Below are 17,597 nucleotides of genomic sequence, written 5' to 3'. Positions count from 1 at the left end.
CTTCTCCTAAATTATTCTTTACAATACTTAATTGTATACGTTTTTATTTCGTTTGTCAATAAAAAAACATATATTCATCGTAACTATATTATTCTGCATATTTTTATTTAGCTTTTAAAGCCGATAATATATGAGTTCTTATATCCTCAACTCCATTAGGATTTGCTGGCAGGAAGATTGTATTATTACCATCTTTATCTGCAAAATTATTCAACGTATCTAAATACTGGTTCGTTAATAGGATAGACATGATTTGTTCTTCAGTCAGCTCAACATTGGCTCCTTTTAACTCTTGGATAGAATCAGCTAGTCCGTCAACAATTGCTTTACGCTGCTCTGCAATCCCTACACCATGTAGGCGATCTTTTTCTGCTTCTGCTTCTGCTGCGGTCACGATTTTAATCTTATCTGCTTCAGCAAGCTCTTGCGCCGCAACTCTCTTACGTTGAGCCGCGTTAATTTCATTCATTGATTGTTTTACTTCAGCATCAGGTTCAACCTTAGTAATCAGCGTTTTGACAATGATATACCCATACGTAGACATTTCTTCAGCCACTTGTTTTTGAACTTCTAAGGCGATTTCATCCTTCTTCTCAAACAACTCATCTAGGGTTAGCTTTGGTACAGATGAACGCAAAGCATCTTCAATATAGGATTTAATCTGGGCTTCTGGACGCATCAATTTATAATAGGCATCTGTGACATTGTTTTCATTTACTCGATACTGAGTTGCCACATTCATCGTTACAAATACATTATCTTGCGTCTTTGTCTCTACAACAATCTCACTTTGCAACAAGCGTAGTTGAACTCTTGCCGCAATCCTATCAATTCCAAAAGGAGCTCGTAAATGAATACCACTATTGCTCAACTTTTGGTATTTCCCAAAACGTTCTATGATAGCGACAGATTGTTGTCGAACCACATACACAGAACTAACCATGATCACTGATGCAATCACCACTAAAAACAATAAAACAAGTAAAATTTGTAAAAACATGGGAATCTCCCCCTTTCGTCACCCTCATTATAGCACCATCATTACCATTACGCAAATAATATGATAATAATTTTATTTTAGCTTAAACTAGCATATTGTACAACGTTTCGTTGCCATTCAAATTAATATAAGATGGGTCAAATTTTTCCATCCGATGAATCAATCCAGCATAATCATGTTTATTGGCAAGGGCTACCCCAATCAAGACAGGGCCTGTCCCCTTGCTTGCTCGTTTGATATATTCAAAACGAGTGATGTCATCATTTGGCCCCAAAATGTCATTTACAAACTCTCGTAGAGCTCCTGGACGTTGTGGGAAATTCACTACAAAGTAATGCTTGATTCCATCGTAAATCAAGGCACGTTCTTCCATCTCTGGCATGCGGTTGATATCGTTATTTCCTCCAGAAATGATACAACAAATCGTCTTGCCTTTGATATAGTCTGATAAAACTTCCAAGGCTGCAACGCTGGCAGCTCCGGCTGGTTCCGCTACAATACCTTGTTTGGAATAAAGATCAATCAAGGTTTCAGAAATCAATCCCTCGTCCACCCCAATCAGCGTTTCAACATTCTTACGGGTCGCTTCATAGGTTAATTGTCCAACCTTCTGCACAGCTATCCCATCAGCAAACTTATCAATTTCTTTGAGTTTAACTGGTCCCCCAGCTTCAAAGGCAGCTTTCATAGAGCGAGCTCCATTGGCTTCTACTCCAATCACTTCGATAGTCGGGTTGGTTTCCTTAATATAAGTAGAAACACCGGCAATCAATCCACCACCACCTACTGGTACAAGTACTGTATCAAAATCAATAGACTCTTTACGGGCTTCTTCAAGAATCTCATAGGCTACAGTCCCTTGACCAGCCTGAACATGCGCATCATCAAAAGGATCGATGAAGGTCCGGTTTTCTGTTAATGTAAATTCTTGCGCTGCCTTAGCAGAAGCATCAAAGGTATCCCCAACCAACTTGATTGTCACGAACTCTCCACCGAAAAAGCGAACTTGCCCAATCTTTTGTTGCGGTGTTGTGATGGGCATAAAGATCGTTGCAGGAATCTTCATCTCATTACAAGTATAGGCGACACCTTGGGCATGATTTCCCGCAGAGGCACAGACTACACCACGCTCGCGTTCTTCTTTTGATAGTTGAGAAATGGCATAATAGGCTCCACGAATTTTAAAAGAGCGAACTCGTTGCGCATTCTCCTTTTTGAGATAAATCTTTGCTTGGTATTTTTCTGATAAATAATGATCATATTCTAGTGGTGTATCAACTACTACACCACTCAAAACTTTGTGGGCTTTCACCACATCTTTTGCACTTAGCATTGTCTCCTCCTCAAATACTGTTCAAGATAAAAAACGAGTTAGGTACCCCCAACTCGCCTTCTGTCTCTCTTTACAAGAATTAATTGTAGATTTTGAATGCGTCGTCGTCGTTTTTACCAACGAAAGGCATTGCTTTACGCAATTCTGCACCAACTTTTTCAATTTCAAGGTTAGCTGCTTGTTCACGGTAAGCAGTTAATTTTGGACGACCAGCCTTGTAGTCATTCACAAAGTCATTTGCAAATTTACCATTTTGGATATCTGCCAAAACAGCTTTCATGTTTTCTTTCACTTGCTCAGTAATCACACGTGGACCTGATACATAGTCACCGTATTCAGCAGTGTTTGAAATAGATTGACGCATTTTCTTGAATCCACCTTCATAGATCAAGTCAACGATCAATTTCATTTCATGAAGAACTTCAAAGTAAGCCAATTCTGGGGCATAGCCTGCTTCTGTCAAGACTTCAAAACCTGCTTCGATAAGGGCAGTCAAACCACCACAAAGTACGGCTTGTTCACCAAACAAATCTTCTTCAGTTTCTTCTTTGTAAGTTGTTTCAAGCAAACCAACACGAGCAGCCCCAACACCTTTACACCAGTCCATAGCAATGTTTTTCGCATTTCCAGTTGCATCTTGGTAAACTGCGTAAAGAGCTGGCACACCAAATCCTTCTTCATAAGTACGACGTACCAAGTGTCCTGGTCCTTTAGGAGCACACATGAAGACATCTACATCTGCAGGAACTTTGATAAATTCAAAGTGGATATTGAAACCATGGGCAAATCCAACTGCATTTCCAGCTTCCAAGTTTGGAGCGATTTCTGCTTCGTACAATTCTTGTTGGATTTCGTCTGGTGCCAAGATCATGATAACGTCAGCCAATTTAGTTGCTTCTGCTACTGTGTAAGTGTCAAATCCGTCTTCTTTTGCTTTGTCAAAAGATTTACCTGGACGCACACCGATGATGACATCACGACCTGAATCACGCAAGTTTTGCGCATGCGCATGTCCTTGTGAACCATAACCGATTACGGCGATTTTTTTACCGTCAAGCGCTGCTACTTTAACATCTTTTTCGTATTCCATTTGAACTGCCATAGTTTTTCTCTCTTTTCTATTTTTATTGCCTTATAGGCTGGTTTAACAAATTTATGCTGGATTTTATACTAAGAGTATTAGTCGCGGGTAAATCCAGTTGCACCCGTACGAGCGATATTTTTAATACCATATGGTCGAATCACTCGTAATAAAGCTTCACTCTTCTCAGCATTTCCCGTCATCTGGATGGTGATTGAGCTTGGAGCCACATCTACTACCGTTGCACGGAAAGGTTGGATAATGGCCAAGATTTCTGCACGCTTCTCAGCAGGAGCAGATACTTTTACCAAGATCACTTCTCTTTCCAAGTGTGGTTTATCTGTGATATCACGAATGCGAATTACATCAATCTGACGATTGAGTTGTTTAATGATTTGCTCTACTTCATCATGTGAAGCTACATCAATAATGATGGTGATGCGAGATACATTGGGATTCTCTGTCGCACCAACTGAGATACTCTCAATATTGACTTGACGACGAGAAAGGACACCTGTAAAACGATTCAAAACTCCTGAACGGTTTTGCAATCTAGCTGTTAACATTCTACGCATGGAACTTCACCCCCAACATCTCATGATTGCTCTTACCAGCTGGTACCATCGGTAAGACCTGTTCCTTACGAGAAATATCCACCTCGATAAACATGGGCACATCCTCCAGAATGACTTCTAGATCCTTCTCTATCGTCTCTGGATTATCAAATTTATAGTTTTTGATGCCATAAGCCTGTGCCATCAGCTGGAAGTCAGGAAGTGTATCAAAGACTGACTCGGAAGTTCTACCCTCATAGAAGGATTCCTGCCACTGACGAACCATTCCTAGTGAGTGGTTATTCAACATGACAACCTTAATCGGCACCTTGTAGATGTTTAGAATCGCTAGCTCTTGGTTGGTCATTTGGAAACCACCATCACCGACAAAAAGGATGACTTCTTTTTCTGGATTGGCAATCTTGGCTCCAATAGCTGCAGGAACTCCGAATCCCATGGTACCCAAACCACCTGAAGTGACTAACTGACGCTCATTTTGGTAAGGATAATACTGAGCTGTCCACATTTGGTGTTGCCCTACATCTGTGACAACAATGGCATCTCCATTCGTCAACTCACCGATGCGTTCAATAACGGCCTGAGGTTGAACCACACGTTCTTTCTTATCATAAGAACGAACGCGGTTCTTGTCCTTGGTAACTTTGTCAATCCACTTTTCAGTATTGTTATGGACAGTTGGTTCTGCTAGGAGCATCTGCAAGGCTTTCTTAGCGTCCCCAACCACTGGAATATCTGCACTGATAATCTTACCAATCTCAGCTGGATCTATATCGATATGGGCAACCTTAGCATTCTTCGCGAAGGTCTTAGGGTTCCCAGTCAAGCGGTCATCGAAACGGCAACCAATACTAATCATAAAGTCCGCTTCCGTCATTGCAATATTGGCTGCGAAAGAACCGTGCATGCCTCCCATCCCTAGGAAGAGCGGATGACTCGTTGCAATGGTTCCTTGCCCCAAAAGACTAGTGACTACTGGAATTTGGTAACGTTCAGCAAATTCATTAAGCTCCTTAGAAGCTTCTGCATAGCTAATACCGCCCCCTGCTAACAAAACAGGTTTCTTGGCTTTTGACAATTGCTTCAAGATTTTCTTGATTTGCATGTCATTTGGATCAAGTGTCGGTTGGTAACTTGGTAAATTCACCTCCGGCGAATAGATGAAATCTGTCTCTAGGGCTGATACATCCTTTGGCAAGTCAATCACAACTGGACCTGGACGACCTGTCGTTGCGATATGGACAGCTTCCGTAATAATACGAGGAATATCTGCTGTCTCACGAACTTGGTAATTGTACTTGGTAATGGGCATGGTAATCCCCACAATGTCTGCCTCCTGAAAGGCATCCTTTCCTATCCCAGCTCGCGCAACCTGACCTGTAAAGACCAAAAGGGGAACGCTATCGCTCATGGCATCTGCAATCCCTGTAATGGCATTTGTTGCTCCCGGGCCACTCGTGACGACGGCAACGCCCAACTTTCCAGTTGATTTGGCATATCCTTCAGCTTCGTGCAAACAGCCTTGCTCATGGCGTCCCAAGATGTGGCGAATACCTTTAAAATTATATATCGCATCATACAAAGGTAAGACCGCACCACCAGGATAACCAAAAATAGTATCAATCCCTAAGTCCCGAAGTGTTTCCAAAACTAGGTCCGACCCCGTCTTAGGAGATTCTAAACTGATTTTCTCCATTATTCCCCTTTCTCTTCTCTTAAAAAAATAGCTTGTTACTATCATACCATTTTTTCAAAAATTTTCAAGACAAAAGAGTCAATTTTCTGAATTTTCTATCTAAAAGTGTATTTATGAATCTTTTCCTCATTTTTATTAAGTTATCTACGGAATTAGGAACCTTTATTTACTTTAATTTATCAAATTAGATTATTTTCTTTCTGGATAGAATTAGTATTTTTCTCACTTAGCGATCAAATTCGTATACTATATTCAGCAAAAATGAATAGTTAAAGACAAAAAGGAAGCCACTAAGTGACTTCCTTCTAGAGTGAGGACTGATTAGTCTTCACCTTTGTTTTTCTTAATGATTTCTTCTTGTACTGACTTAGGTACATCTTCGTAGTGGTCAAATACCATCATGAAGGTACCACGTCCTTGTGATGCAGAACGAAGAACTGTTGCGTAACCGAACATTTCAGCAAGTGGAACGTAAGCACGAACGATTTGGCTGTTACCGTGTGCTTCCATACCATCTACACGTCCACGACGAGCAGTTACGTGACCCATAACATCACCAAGGTTTTCTTCAGGAACAGTGATGGTTACAAGCATCATTGGCTCAAGGATAGCTGGTTGTGCTGATTTAGCAGCTTCTTTAAGGGCAAGTGAAGCCGCGATCTTGAAGGCAGTTTCAGATGAGTCGACATCGTGGTATGAACCATCGTAAAGCTTAGCTTTAACGTCAACCATTGGGTAACCTGCAAGAACACCGTTAGCCATAGATTCTACCAAACCTTTTTCAACCGCTGGGATAAATTCACGAGGAACCACACCACCGACGATTGCGTTTTCGAATTCGAATCCTTTACCTTCTTCGTTTGGAGTAAATTCGATCCATACATCACCGAATTGACCTTTACCACCAGACTGACGTTTGAAGAATCCACGTGCTTGAGTAGAAGCGCGGAATGTTTCACGATAAGATACTTGAGGAGCACCTACGTTTGCTTCCACTTTGAACTCACGACGCATACGGTCAACAAGGACGTCAAGGTGAAGTTCACCCATACCAGAGATAACTGTTTCACCAGTTTCAACGTTTGTTTCAACGCGGAATGTTGGATCTTCTTCAGCCAATTTTTGAAGAGCGATACCCATCTTGTCTTGGTCTGCTTTAGATTTAGGCTCAACCATCAATTGGATAACTGGTTCTGGAACGTTGATTGACTCAAGGATGATTTTAGCTTTTTCATCTGTCAATGAGTCACCAGTTGTTGTATCTTTCAAACCAACGGCAGCTGCGATATCACCTGAGTAAACAGTGTCAATTTCTTGACGGCTGTTAGCGTGCATTTGAAGGATACGTCCGATACGTTCACGTTTACCTTTAGAAGTGTTCAATACGTAAGAACCTGATTGGAGAACACCTGAGTATACACGGAAGAATGTCAAACGACCTACGAATGGGTCAGTCATGATCTTGAAGGCAAGAGCTGCGAATGGCTCATCATCAGATGCTGGGCGAGTTTCTTCTTCATCTGTATCTGGGTTGATACCTTTGATTGCTGGGATGTCAAGTGGGCTTGGAAGGTAGTCGATAACCGCATCAAGCATCAATTGAACACCCTTGTTCTTGAAGGCAGAACCACACAATACTGGGAAGAATTCAACATTGATAGTTGCTTTACGGATAGCAGCTTTCAATTCTTCGTTAGTGATTTCTTCACCTTCAAGATATTTCATCATCAAGTCTTCATCAGTTTCAGCGACTGCTTCAACCAATTTTTCACGGTATTCTTGAGCTTGGTCAAGGTATTCCGCTGGAATATCTTCTTCAAGGATATCTGTACCAAGGTCGTTAGTATAGATTTCAGCTTTCATCTTGATCAAGTCGATGATACCGCGGAAGTCATCTTCAGCACCGATTGGCAATTGGATTGGGTGTGCGTTTGCTTGAAGACGGTCGTGAAGTGTGCTTACTGAGTAAAGGAAGTCAGCACCGATTTTGTCCATTTTGTTGGCAAATACGATACGTGGAACTCCGTACTCAGTTGCTTGACGCCAAACTGTTTCAGTTTGAGGCTCAACACCTGATTGTGAGTCAAGAACAGTAACCGCACCGTCCAATACACGAAGAGAACGTTGTACTTCGATTGTGAAGTCCACGTGTCCTGGTGTGTCGATGATGTTTACGCGGTGGTTGTTCCATTGAGCTGTTGTCGCAGCAGATGTGATAGTGATACCACGTTCTTGCTCTTGCTCCATCCAGTCCATTTGTGACGCACCTTCGTGAGTTTCACCGATTTTGTGGATTTTACCAGTGTAGTAAAGAATACGCTCAGTAGTTGTTGTTTTACCGGCATCGACGTGAGCCATGATACCGATATTACGAGTTTTTTCAAGTGAAAATTCGCGTGCCATGAGGTTTGTTTCTCCTATTTATTTTAATTTCTATTCTATTATAACACGATTTTAATAAAAACGGATAGGCAGGACCTACCCGTTCTCAATGTTTATCTTGTTTTTGTTGGTTTCAACTTACGAGCTGGTAAGTTGAGTTAAACTCGAGCTAAAAGCTCAAGTTAGCTGATTTGAACTCAATTGAACTCGGGCTAAAAGCTCAAGTTAGCTGATTTGAACTCAATTGAACTCGGGCTAAAAGCTCGGAAAATAGATAAGCTTTCCTAGAATCTTTGATTCTGCGTCAAGCTTCCTAATTTTCAGTCGCTTTTTTAACGCCCTTAGTATCTTATTCTTACCAACGGAAGTGTGCGAAGGCACGGTTAGCTTCAGCCATACGGTGAGTGTCTTCACGTTTCTTAACTGCTGCACCTGTGTTGTTCGCAGCATCCAAGATTTCTTTTGCAAGACGGTCTTGCATTGTGTGTTCACCACGAAGGCGAGCGATGGTTACCAACCAACGAAGTCCAAGTGTTGTACGGCGTTCTGGACGAACTTCAACTGGGACTTGGTAGTTAGATCCACCAACACGACGTGCACGTACTTCAAGTACAGGCATGATGTTTTCCATAGCTGTTTCAAATACTTCAAGTGCATCATTGCCAGTAGCTTCTTTGATTTGCTCAAAAGCACCGTAAACGATTGAAGCAGCTGTACCACGTTTACCATCAAGCATAACGCGGTTGATAAGACGAGTAACTAGTTGTGAATTGTAAAGCGGATCTGGCAATACGTCACGTTTTGGAGCTCTATTTTTACGACTCATTTCTCTTTATCCCCTTTCCTTATGCTTTTGGACGTTTAGTACCGTATTTAGAACGGCCTTGTTTACGATCGTTAACACCTGCAGTATCAAGTGCACCACGGACGATATGGTAACGTACCCCTGGAAGGTCTTTTACACGTCCACCACGAAGAAGCACCACGCTGTGCTCTTGCAAGTTGTGTCCGATACCTGGGATGTAGGCAGTAACTTCGATAAGGTTGCTCAAACGTACACGAGCGAATTTACGAAGGGCAGAGTTAGGTTTTTTAGGTGTCATTGTTCCCACACGAGTTGCAACACCACGTTTTTGTGGTGAAGAAACGTTTGTTTGAACTTTTTTATGACTGTTGTAACCAACGTTCAAAGCTGGTGATTTAGATTTTTCTACTTTTGATTTACGCGGTTTGCGAACCAATTGGTTAATTGTAGGCATCTACATTCTCCTGTGTTTTTTATTTTTGGTGATGATACACTTGGTGACAGCTACCATCTGTGTGTACTTTTGCAACATTTGTCAGCACGTCCCTGTACACTTTTGAGAGACCAAAAGTAAAAAGTACCGTCTATTATTGTAACACAATTTTTCCTTCATTGTCAAGATATTTTTCATTTTTATTCTGATCTTTTAACTCTTTGACACTAGCTTTCACCGCTTTTCTAAACCAGAAAAGGAGGCAATTTGCCTCCTCCTTTCTAGTATGGATTTCCTTCGATTCAAGTTATCATTTCGGAATTGTTTAACCCTTCTTATCAAAGCCAACCAGATTCTTTTGCAATGTTGGCTGCCTCTGTTCGATTACCAGCATCTAGTTTCGAAAGAATATTGGTGACATAGTTTCGGACGGTTCCATTTGATAGATAGAGTTGGTCTGCGATTTCTTGGTTAGACAAGCCCTGAGCGATTCCCTTTAAAACAGCGATTTCTTGCTCTGTTAACGGATTGGGGTGCGTCATCACCACTTCCATCAATTCAGGCGAATATTCCTTACGTCCTTCAAGAACAGTGTGCAAGGTTTGCATGAGGTCTGCAATGCTTCTTTCTTTCAAGACATAAGCATCCACTCCAGCCTTGACCGCACGTTCAAAATAGCCAGGGCGTTTGAAGGTCGTCACCACAACCACCTTTGTTTCTGGCTTTTCTGCTCGTATCCACTCCAAGACTTCGAGGCCTGTCTTAACAGGCATTTCTACGTCAAGAATGGCGATATCTACGGGCTCCTTTTCTAAGAGTTGAATTGCTTCTTGGCCATCCTTGGCTTGTAGGACAGAATCTACATCTGGTTGAAAGGTAAGCAACTGGCACATGGCATCTCGCAACATACTTTGATCTTCTGCAACAAGTAGTTTCATCTTAGTTTCTCTCCTTATAAGGTAACCGAACCTGCACTTCAGTCGGATGTTTCTGACTGATCACCTTTACTTCTCCTGAAAAAGGAAGGACACGGTCTCGAACGGTATGGAGCTCATCTCCTTTTAAAGAAGCAAAGCCACATCCATCATCTCTCACTGTTAGAATGAGTTCTTTCTCAGTTCGTTCTAATTTCAAGTAAGCTTTCGATGCTTTGGCATGTTTGATGATATTGGTCACTAGCTCAAGCAAAATCATGGAGGCCGTTGACTCTAATTCCTGAGTTAGGCTAGCTGTATCTAGTTGGTGATTGATTTCCGTTTCAATTCCTGCAATTTCCAGCATTTTTTTAACAGTCGCAAATTCGGAAGCTAGGGTTCTGGTTTTAAGATTTTCGATAATTGTACGAACTTCATTCATGGATTCTTTACTAATCTGATGAATTTCTTTTAACTCTTTTTCCACTTGAGGATAGGCCTGCATTTGAAGAAGCTGGAGGGCAAGGTCCGTCTTCACACTCAACATGGCAAAGGTATGACCTAGGCTGTCATGAAGATCCTGACCGATACGACTGCGTTCGTTTTCAGCCAAGAAAAGATTGAGCTTGGCATTTTGTTTCATCTTTTCTTCTTTTAGCTCTTCTGTTATCCGAATTCGATAGAGACCAAAGGTCATTGCATCGGAAAAGATAAAGGTCACCAAGAAAAAGAGTAGCTGCCAGGGACTAACTTGATCGACCATATAGATTCCGGTCAGAATAAATGGTTGCAGGACAATAAAACTGACAAAACGCCAAGAGTGAAAAGAAATCTCATCCAGCTCATAAATAAGGAGATTGGATAAATAAAAGATAAACCATGTGAAACCTGAACTTAGCCAAACAGATGTATAAAAAATGTAGACAAGCATGGACCACCATGCTAGCCACTGCACGGTGCGATTCTGACTGATTAAAACCGAATAGAAGGCAAGTACAAATAGTAGGGTCCATAGCAAGGTTAAAAGCGGGTAATCTCCAACGATGACACCCGCTATAGGAAAGATGATAAACACAATTGAAATATGAAACATATAATGAATGTTTTTAAATTTTTCCAACATAGATTTATTTTACCTCAATCCGTTTTTTCAGTTGAATGACCAATACACCAAAGAAAACTGTATAACCTAGTACAACCAAGGCAGCAAGAATGTTAAACTCGTGATGCTCCAAATAAGTCGAGACAACCTGCATCAGTTGATAGGTTGGAGTCAGCTTTCCAATAGATTGGAGCCATTCTGGGAAGGAATCCAAGGGGAACCAGAGTCCACCTAGGACAGCCAAAGCAATATAGGCAATATTTCCAACAACCGTCATCAGTTGAGCACTGGGAAGCAAGCTCACCAAGACACCCATACTGATAAAGACCACACTTCCGACCAGCAAAATAGCACCAATTACCAACCAGTCAAGCCAAGGTAGCGTCACTCCGCGGACAAAATGACCAACTGAAAAGACAACTGTAATTGATAACAAGAACGTAAGCAGAGTGCTGAACAGTTTTGATACATAATATTCTACCATAGATACGGGAGAATGTTGAATCAATTTTTGCCAGTTGTTCGTCTTGTCGGATTCGAGTGTGCTAGGGATACTGAAAAAGGCACTTGACATGATACTAAAGAGCGTCATGGCAAAGAGATAGGCTTGAAGAGCAATTTCTGGAATATCTGACCCTGACATCATACCAGAAAAGATAAGGTAAAACACACTTGGAAGTCCGATGGATAGCAAGTAGTAGACTGCTTGCCGTTTCATCAGAATGATTTCCACTTTCATGAGACTTGTCATATTTTTCATCGTCAATCTCCTTTAGTCTTGAGTCGTTTCGAAGATACTGTCTAAGAGAGTTCGATTGCGAACTTCAATTTCTTCGATCATGCAGCCCTGTTCTTGCAAGGTTTCCCATACCTGGCTGGCTTCTTTGGTTGTGAAGGAAAGAGCATTTTGCTTGATTTCAAGCTCTTGAATCTGGTCCAAAGTGCTGATAACTTCCTGATAAGTTAGAGGAACGGTAAAGTGTTTTTCTTGTTCTTCACCACGCATGGCATAAGGCGTCGTATCGCGAATCAATTCTCCCTTATGGAGCACCAAAATGCGGTCAGCCGTATGTTCTACCTCTTCGATATAGTGAGAAGAGTAGACAATGGTGACACCATTTTTCTTTAACTGATTGACAATTTCCCAAAAATGCTGACGTGTCGAGGTATCCATAGCAGCAGTTGGTTCGTCCAAAAATAGAATTTTCGGACGACCTATTAGTGCCAACACGAAAGAGAACAAACGTTTTTGCCCACCAGATAGCTTGCCCGCTAGCTGATTTTTCTGTTTGTCCGAAAACCTCAGCAACTCATCAATTTCTTGATTGGAGAGACTGTTTGGATAGATTGATTGAAAGAAGGATAAGAGTTCTTTCACTTTCAAGTCTTGAACCACCGTATTTTCTTGAGGCAAGATAGAAATAAGCTGCTTTAATCGAGGATCTGTTGGTGCAAAGCCTTGAATAGCTATCTGACCTGAGCTCATGAACTTGTCGCCCAAGAGGCAATCAATCAAGGTTGTCTTCCCTGCTCCGTTAGGCCCGATCAAGGCGACACATTCACCATGATGGATTTCAAAAGAGATGTTCCGCAAGATTTCCTTGTCTTTTATTTTCTTACTCACTTTCTCAACTTTAATCACAGTCATGAGATTCTCCTTTCAACCACTTCATTCCCATAGGGAAAACAACGAAAATCATAAACCCAAAACCCCAAGCACCACGAATAAATTGGCGAAGCACGGTTTGGTCAAACCAACCAGTAAACATTTCCACTAACCATACCAAGAGTGATAGGCTGATAAAGAAATAGATGATTGCTTTTTTCATTCCTCAAACTCCTTTTTCACATCTCTGACCAATTTCAAACCTTCTCTTACAAACCAAGACATCATTCCAAAGCCAGCAAAGAGCTCCCAAGGAAAATGGTAGAAACCCTCGTCCAATCCTGAAAACATGAGATAGGTCATAACTCCTGCTGCTACTAAACTCACTGCGACAATCATTTTATTTTTCATTTCTTCTTCCTCCATTTCATACTTCAATTATAGACTTTTGAAGTTGGCGGAGCTAGATGCTTCTGTCACTGGGAAATATGACAAATGTCATAAAAAAAGAAAGTTGCAAAATCAACTTTCTTTTTAATCGATTAAACTTTTATTCCACACTGAAAAGATATGGATATACGGGTTGTTGACCTTGGTGAATCTCTACTTCAACATCTTCAAATTCTTCTGCGATTTCTTGGGCAATTTCATTGGCAAGTTCTTCGCTCCCGTCTTCACCGACATAGAAAGTCACGATTTCACTGTCTTCGTCCAACATATGTTTCAAAGTTTCAGTCAAGGTTTGGTGCATATCAGGGTTTGATACGAGGATCTTACCATCTACCATACCAAGATTGTCATTTTCGTGGATTTTTAGACCATCGATAGTCGTGTCACGAACGGCTGTTGTTACACTACCGCTGACGACATCAGCAAGAGCTGCAGTCATGCGTTCTTTATTTTCTTCGATTGATTTACTTGGGTCAAATGCAAGAAGACTCGTCAATCCTTGAGGAATTGTACGTGCTTCTACCACAACAGCAGGTTGTTCAAGCACTTCAGCCGCAGACTGAGCTGCCATAAAGATATTTTTGTTGTTCGGCAAGAAGATGATGTTGCGAGCATTGACCTGTTCAACAGCCTTGATAAAGTCTTCTGTTGAAGGATTCATCGTCTGACCACCTTCGATGACATAATCCACACCTTGGGCACGGAAGATATCTGCCAAGCCTTGACCTGCTACTACTGCGATAAGGGCGTACTCTTTTGTTTCAGCGGGCTTATTTCCTTGAGTCGCTTCTTTTTCAACTTGCGCCTCGTGTTGATTACGCATGTTGTCCACTTTGACCTTGATCAAGCTACCATATTTAAGACCTTCTTGCATGACAAGACCTGGATCTTCTGTATGGACGTGAACTTTGACGATCTCATCATCGTTGACAACAAGTAGAGAGTCTCCGAGTTCATTCAAGTAGTTACGGAATTCATCGTAGTCAAAGTCCTTAGAATAAGTTGGACCTTGTTTGAGGGCTACCATGATTTCCGTACAGTAACCGAAGGTAATATCCTCAGTTGCCACATGACCTGCCACAGACTTGTGGTGCTCTGCATTGATCATTTCACTCATGTTTGCAGGAGTCGCTACAAAGTCTTCAGAAGCACTGTATTCACCAGTAAGAGCTGAAAGGAATCCTTCGTAGATGAAGACCAAACCTTGACCACCTGAGTCTACCACACCAACTTCCTTAAGGACTGGAAGCATTTCTGGTGTCTTAGCCAAAGCTGCTTTTGCACCTTCCAAGGCTGCACGCATGACCTCAACAGCATCATCTGTCTCCTCGGCTTTTTTCTTAGCCCCAATAGCCGCTCCACGAGAAACAGTCAAAATGGTTCCTTCAACTGGTTTCATAACCGCTTTATAAGCTACTTCGACACCAGATTGGAAGGCAAGAGCCAAGTCTTGACCTGTTAACTCATCCTTTTCCTTGATAGCTTGGGAGAAGCCACGGAAGAGCTGAGAAGTGATAACCCCTGAGTTCCCACGCGCACCCATCAAGAGCCCTTTGGCAAGAATGCTCGCTACTTCTCCAACTGTAGAAGCAGGCTTGTCTGCTACTTCTTTCGCACCATTTTCAATGGTCATTCCCATATTTGTCCCAGTATCTCCATCTGGAACCGGAAAGACGTTCAATGAATTGACATATTCTGCTTGCTTATTCAAACGAGTTGATGCAGCTTGCACCATCTCTTGGAATAAACTGGTAGTAATTTTTGACACGATTATTCTCCTACAACTTTGATATTTTGAATGTAGACATTCACAGTCTGAGCAGTAATTCCTAGTTGATTTTCTAGACTAAAACGAACACGCTCTTGAATGTTTTTTGACACTTCGCTTATCTTTATTCCGTAGCTCAACACGGTATAAACATCAACTGCGATGCTACCATCTTCGGCTGCCTTCACGACAACACCCTTAGAATAATTTTCCTTACCAAGGAGGGCTTGGAAATTGTCTTTGAGGGCATTTTTACTAGCCATACCGACCACACCAAAAATCTCAGTTGCGGCACCACCTACTACGGTTGCAATCACTTCATCTGTCAGTTCGATTTGACCATCTTTTGTATTAATTTTTACAGTCATTTTTTTTACCTCAACTAGTTGATACTCTATTTTATCATATTTCAGCCCAAGTGTAAAAGCAGAATGCTGTATCGGCGGATATTTACTCTATTTTTCAAATGGTTTTATCTCTAGAGCAAAAGAAAAAGACCTAAGCGGTCTTTTCATTTTTATTAAACGCGTTCAACTTTACCTGATTTCAAAGCACGAGCTGAAGCCCAAACTTTTTTAGGTTTACCATCGATAAGAACAGTAACTTTTTGAAGGTTTGGTTTTACGGCACGTTTTGTTTGGTTCATCGCGTGTGAACGGTTGTTTCCTGATACAGTCTTACGACCTGTAAAGTAACATACTTTAGCCATTGTGTTTTCCTCCTATTAGATCTAATATAGCGGATGTGCTAGCACCACATACCGTACTATGTTATCACACTTTCTCTATTTTGGCAAGGAAATTCGAAGACTTGTTTGTGTCTAAATTTTTGGGAATAATTAAATATCCTTATAACTCAATAAGAAAGCGAGATTTTTCAGACAAAAAAACTGGAAAAAGTTTCTCACTTTACCCCAGCCCTTGACTATATTGCACTATTTATGCTACAATATTGTTTGACTGATTAAGCAAAGTGTTGGTTTGTCTTAATCGGTGGTGTAGAAGTTGCTGCTTCTACACCTTTTTCGTTTTTCTTTACTATATTATTGTAACACACATTAGGCAAAAAAGCAACTATTTTGTATAAAAACATGACAAAAACACCTCTAAAAAATCTTTTTTTAGAGGCTTTTGTCTGCCTATTTGTATTATTTATGCCCTCTTTTTCTGATAACAGCTTTATGTGGCCTATGGTTAATACGAAATCCTGCACCTAGTCCCGTATCCCTAAATTCTTCATACTCTTGTCTCCAAGATCCAAAAAATAGATTGTATAGCTGATCAATTCGTTCAAGGAGTATCATTCTGGCCATAGTACAAGCCCCTTCGATGGACCAATACATCCCTCGATGTTTCATGCGGTAAGTGACCTTTCGGTGCTGACTCTCCATTACCCCGATACCACGTGAGGACAATCCTCTAAGTTTAGGTGGCCTAGTGTCACAGAAATTTCTTAATAATTTCTTACGAAAATTGTAAAAATTATCAAGAGCTTCCTGGCTTTCTATGAGAGATTCAACTGTATCTAGTACGGTCTGAAGCAGGCTCTTCTGATGATTTTTGATGGCCTTAAAAGCAAGATCAAGTAGTGTAGACGGGTACGGCTTCAGGAATCGTTTAAGTTCTTCATTGACATGATAGGCATCCCAGAAATGCTCATGACGTTTAATCCGTAGGACCTTCTTAATTTCTTGAAATACTCTGCGAGAATATCCTTTACCATTGTCCGAGTTAGTGATAAGAAGAGTTCGATCAGTGATTTCAAAATGATTATAGAGATAGTCTATCAATTCTTCCTTTGCTTGTTCATGGCTTGTATGGATGATCTCATGCTTATTCTCTAGTACATACCGATTATTACCAACCTTCTTTGCTCCAGTATGAATCAGGAAATGGGCTAAGTCTGTATTGTGTCGTTCATCATTGCTTGATGTTGTCTTGACGAGCACACCATCTCCCTCCAGGTAGATTTTATCTGCCTGGATTTTTTTCGGTTGCTCATCACCTCTAAAAAGCCGATAGCGTTCCCTATCTGAAAAGAGTCTGCCTGCCATTTTTACAGACTTCAAAACAGCGTCCTTTGTTATCTCCAGGCGATAAGCCATCTTAACTGTTCGACAAACTTCACGGTAGGATAAAACAGAAGCGTGTTTTGCCATGTGAAAAATCAACTCAGGAGAATAACGCATATACTTTTCTAGACCTAGCCACTCATCTACGGGATAACAACTTCTCTTTCCCTTTCGCCAGCGATTCCTAGAAAAGGTCATCTCTCCAAATGTAAAGACAACTGTCCTCTCTGTACTGTCTATCCGTTTATACCCCTTCAGTCTCATGGAGGGAGCTATCTGCTCGTCATAATCTCTTACTCGCTTCAGGAATTGCTGCTCACGTTTGCGATCTAGTTCTGCGATAAATTCTTTTTCATCAAATCTAAACATACTCTCTATTGTACT

The 17,597-nt window shown here is 41.2% G+C and carries 19 protein-coding genes; all 19 read right to left on the bottom strand.

Going from position 1 to position 17,597, the window contains the following annotated elements; genetic code table 11:
• Positions 1-103: 103 nt before the first annotated feature.
• The 19 genes from M1F63_RS01775 to M1F63_RS01685 all read right to left on the bottom strand — a co-directional run bounded on the left by M1F63_RS01775 (position 104) and on the right by M1F63_RS01685 (position 17,582).
• Entirely contained in the window at positions 104-1,000 is an 897-nt protein-coding gene (locus M1F63_RS01775; RefSeq protein ID WP_049500151.1) for an SPFH domain-containing protein, read from the bottom strand.
• 82 nt (positions 1,001-1,082) lie between these two features.
• Positions 1,083-2,333, bottom strand: coding sequence for a threonine ammonia-lyase IlvA (ilvA, locus tag M1F63_RS01770; RefSeq protein WP_000947300.1), 1,251 nt, complete (start codon positions 2,331-2,333; stop codon positions 1,083-1,085).
• A gap of 79 nt (positions 2,334-2,412) precedes the next feature.
• Positions 2,413-3,435, bottom strand: coding sequence for a ketol-acid reductoisomerase (gene ilvC / locus M1F63_RS01765; RefSeq protein WP_000290683.1), 1,023 nt, complete (start codon positions 3,433-3,435; stop codon positions 2,413-2,415).
• 77 nt (positions 3,436-3,512) lie between these two features.
• A complete protein-coding gene (gene ilvN / locus M1F63_RS01760) occupies positions 3,513-3,989 on the bottom strand; it encodes an acetolactate synthase small subunit (RefSeq protein ID WP_001253813.1) in 477 nt (158 codons plus the stop codon).
• Complete coding sequence (locus M1F63_RS01755) at positions 3,982-5,682, bottom strand: acetolactate synthase large subunit (RefSeq protein WP_049500149.1); 1,701 nt, start codon at positions 5,680-5,682, stop codon at positions 3,982-3,984. The genes ilvN and M1F63_RS01755 overlap by 8 nt, the downstream gene beginning before the upstream one ends.
• A 321-nt stretch (positions 5,683-6,003) precedes the next feature.
• Entirely contained in the window at positions 6,004-8,085 is a 2,082-nt protein-coding gene (gene fusA, locus M1F63_RS01750) for an elongation factor G (RefSeq protein ID WP_000090335.1), read from the bottom strand.
• Positions 8,086-8,419: 334 nt separating this feature from the next.
• Positions 8,420-8,890, bottom strand: a complete 471-nt coding sequence (gene rpsG / locus M1F63_RS01745) for a 30S ribosomal protein S7 (RefSeq protein WP_000087873.1) — start codon at positions 8,888-8,890, stop codon at positions 8,420-8,422.
• 19 nt (positions 8,891-8,909) lie between these two features.
• Positions 8,910-9,323, bottom strand: a complete 414-nt coding sequence (gene rpsL, locus M1F63_RS01740) for a 30S ribosomal protein S12 (RefSeq protein ID WP_001142332.1) — start codon at positions 9,321-9,323, stop codon at positions 8,910-8,912.
• A gap of 317 nt (positions 9,324-9,640) precedes the next feature.
• Positions 9,641-10,240 (bottom strand): response regulator transcription factor, encoded by a 600-nt coding sequence (locus M1F63_RS01735; RefSeq protein ID WP_049501537.1) that lies wholly within the window; start codon positions 10,238-10,240, stop codon positions 9,641-9,643.
• Between the two features lies 1 nt (position 10,241).
• Positions 10,242-11,339: a sensor histidine kinase gene (locus M1F63_RS01730; RefSeq protein ID WP_049550491.1), complete on the bottom strand. Its 1,098-nt coding sequence runs from the start codon at positions 11,337-11,339 to the stop codon at positions 10,242-10,244.
• A gap of 4 nt (positions 11,340-11,343) precedes the next feature.
• Positions 11,344-12,078: an ABC transporter permease gene (locus tag M1F63_RS01725; protein WP_049484382.1), complete on the bottom strand. Its 735-nt coding sequence runs from the start codon at positions 12,076-12,078 to the stop codon at positions 11,344-11,346.
• Between the two features lie 12 nt (positions 12,079-12,090).
• Complete coding sequence (locus M1F63_RS01720; RefSeq protein ID WP_247940583.1) at positions 12,091-12,966, bottom strand: ABC transporter ATP-binding protein; 876 nt, start codon at positions 12,964-12,966, stop codon at positions 12,091-12,093.
• Positions 12,953-13,147 (bottom strand): hypothetical protein, encoded by a 195-nt coding sequence (locus M1F63_RS01715; RefSeq protein ID WP_000709170.1) that lies wholly within the window; start codon positions 13,145-13,147, stop codon positions 12,953-12,955. The genes M1F63_RS01720 and M1F63_RS01715 overlap by 14 nt, the downstream gene beginning before the upstream one ends.
• On the bottom strand, positions 13,144-13,350 hold the full coding sequence (locus tag M1F63_RS01710; RefSeq protein WP_070837804.1) for a hypothetical protein: 207 nt from the start codon (positions 13,348-13,350) through the stop codon (positions 13,144-13,146). Before M1F63_RS01710 ends, M1F63_RS01715 begins: the two co-directional genes overlap by 4 nt.
• 124 nt (positions 13,351-13,474) lie before the next feature.
• Positions 13,475-15,142: a DAK2 domain-containing protein gene (locus M1F63_RS01705; protein WP_247940582.1), complete on the bottom strand. Its 1,668-nt coding sequence runs from the start codon at positions 15,140-15,142 to the stop codon at positions 13,475-13,477.
• 2 nt (positions 15,143-15,144) lie between these two features.
• Positions 15,145-15,510: an Asp23/Gls24 family envelope stress response protein gene (locus M1F63_RS01700; RefSeq protein WP_000216435.1), complete on the bottom strand. Its 366-nt coding sequence runs from the start codon at positions 15,508-15,510 to the stop codon at positions 15,145-15,147.
• 152 nt (positions 15,511-15,662) lie between these two features.
• Positions 15,663-15,851, bottom strand: coding sequence for a 50S ribosomal protein L28 (gene rpmB, locus M1F63_RS01695; protein WP_001140948.1), 189 nt, complete (start codon positions 15,849-15,851; stop codon positions 15,663-15,665).
• 254 nt (positions 15,852-16,105) lie between these two features.
• A complete protein-coding gene (locus M1F63_RS01690) occupies positions 16,106-16,234 on the bottom strand; it encodes a hypothetical protein (protein WP_002882021.1) in 129 nt (42 codons plus the stop codon).
• A gap of 55 nt (positions 16,235-16,289) precedes the next feature.
• Complete coding sequence (locus M1F63_RS01685; RefSeq protein ID WP_247940581.1) at positions 16,290-17,582, bottom strand: ISLre2 family transposase; 1,293 nt, start codon at positions 17,580-17,582, stop codon at positions 16,290-16,292.
• Between the last annotated feature and the right edge of the window lie 15 nt (positions 17,583-17,597).

It is taken from the genome of Streptococcus oralis (assembly GCF_023109155.1).
GTDB classification, from domain to species: Bacteria; Bacillota; Bacilli; order Lactobacillales; family Streptococcaceae; genus Streptococcus; species Streptococcus oralis_BZ.
This window is presented reverse-complemented; position numbering and strand designations above follow the sequence as displayed.

Coding starts and splice junctions, on each gene's coding strand:
- M1F63_RS01725 (WP_049484382.1), bottom strand. CDS start 12,078: ATGAAAAATATGACAAGTCTCATGAAAGTGGAAATCATTCTGATGAAA.
- ilvA (WP_000947300.1), bottom strand. CDS start 2,333: ATGCTAAGTGCAAAAGATGTGGTGAAAGCCCACAAAGTTTTGAGTGGT.
- M1F63_RS01735 (WP_049501537.1), bottom strand. CDS start 10,240: ATGAAACTACTTGTTGCAGAAGATCAAAGTATGTTGCGAGATGCCATG.
- M1F63_RS01755 (WP_049500149.1), bottom strand. CDS start 5,682: ATGGAGAAAATCAGTTTAGAATCTCCTAAGACGGGGTCGGACCTAGTT.
- M1F63_RS01730 (WP_049550491.1), bottom strand. CDS start 11,339: ATGTTGGAAAAATTTAAAAACATTCATTATATGTTTCATATTTCAATT.
- M1F63_RS01775 (WP_049500151.1), bottom strand. CDS start 1,000: ATGTTTTTACAAATTTTACTTGTTTTATTGTTTTTAGTGGTGATTGCA.
- M1F63_RS01690 (WP_002882021.1), bottom strand. CDS start 16,234: ATGTTTTTATACAAAATAGTTGCTTTTTTGCCTAATGTGTGTTACAAT.
- M1F63_RS01720 (WP_247940583.1), bottom strand. CDS start 12,966: ATGACTGTGATTAAAGTTGAGAAAGTGAGTAAGAAAATAAAAGACAAG.
- ilvC (WP_000290683.1), bottom strand. CDS start 3,435: ATGGCAGTTCAAATGGAATACGAAAAAGATGTTAAAGTAGCAGCGCTT.
- M1F63_RS01685 (WP_247940581.1), bottom strand. CDS start 17,582: ATGTTTAGATTTGATGAAAAAGAATTTATCGCAGAACTAGATCGCAAA.
- M1F63_RS01715 (WP_000709170.1), bottom strand. CDS start 13,147: ATGAAAAAAGCAATCATCTATTTCTTTATCAGCCTATCACTCTTGGTA.
- M1F63_RS01700 (WP_000216435.1), bottom strand. CDS start 15,510: ATGACTGTAAAAATTAATACAAAAGATGGTCAAATCGAACTGACAGAT.
- rpsG (WP_000087873.1), bottom strand. CDS start 8,890: ATGAGTCGTAAAAATAGAGCTCCAAAACGTGACGTATTGCCAGATCCG.
- ilvN (WP_001253813.1), bottom strand. CDS start 3,989: ATGCGTAGAATGTTAACAGCTAGATTGCAAAACCGTTCAGGAGTTTTG.
- rpsL (WP_001142332.1), bottom strand. CDS start 9,323: ATGCCTACAATTAACCAATTGGTTCGCAAACCGCGTAAATCAAAAGTA.
- M1F63_RS01710 (WP_070837804.1), bottom strand. CDS start 13,350: ATGGAGGAAGAAGAAATGAAAAATAAAATGATTGTCGCAGTGAGTTTA.
- fusA (WP_000090335.1), bottom strand. CDS start 8,085: ATGGCACGCGAATTTTCACTTGAAAAAACTCGTAATATCGGTATCATG.
- rpmB (WP_001140948.1), bottom strand. CDS start 15,851: ATGGCTAAAGTATGTTACTTTACAGGTCGTAAGACTGTATCAGGAAAC.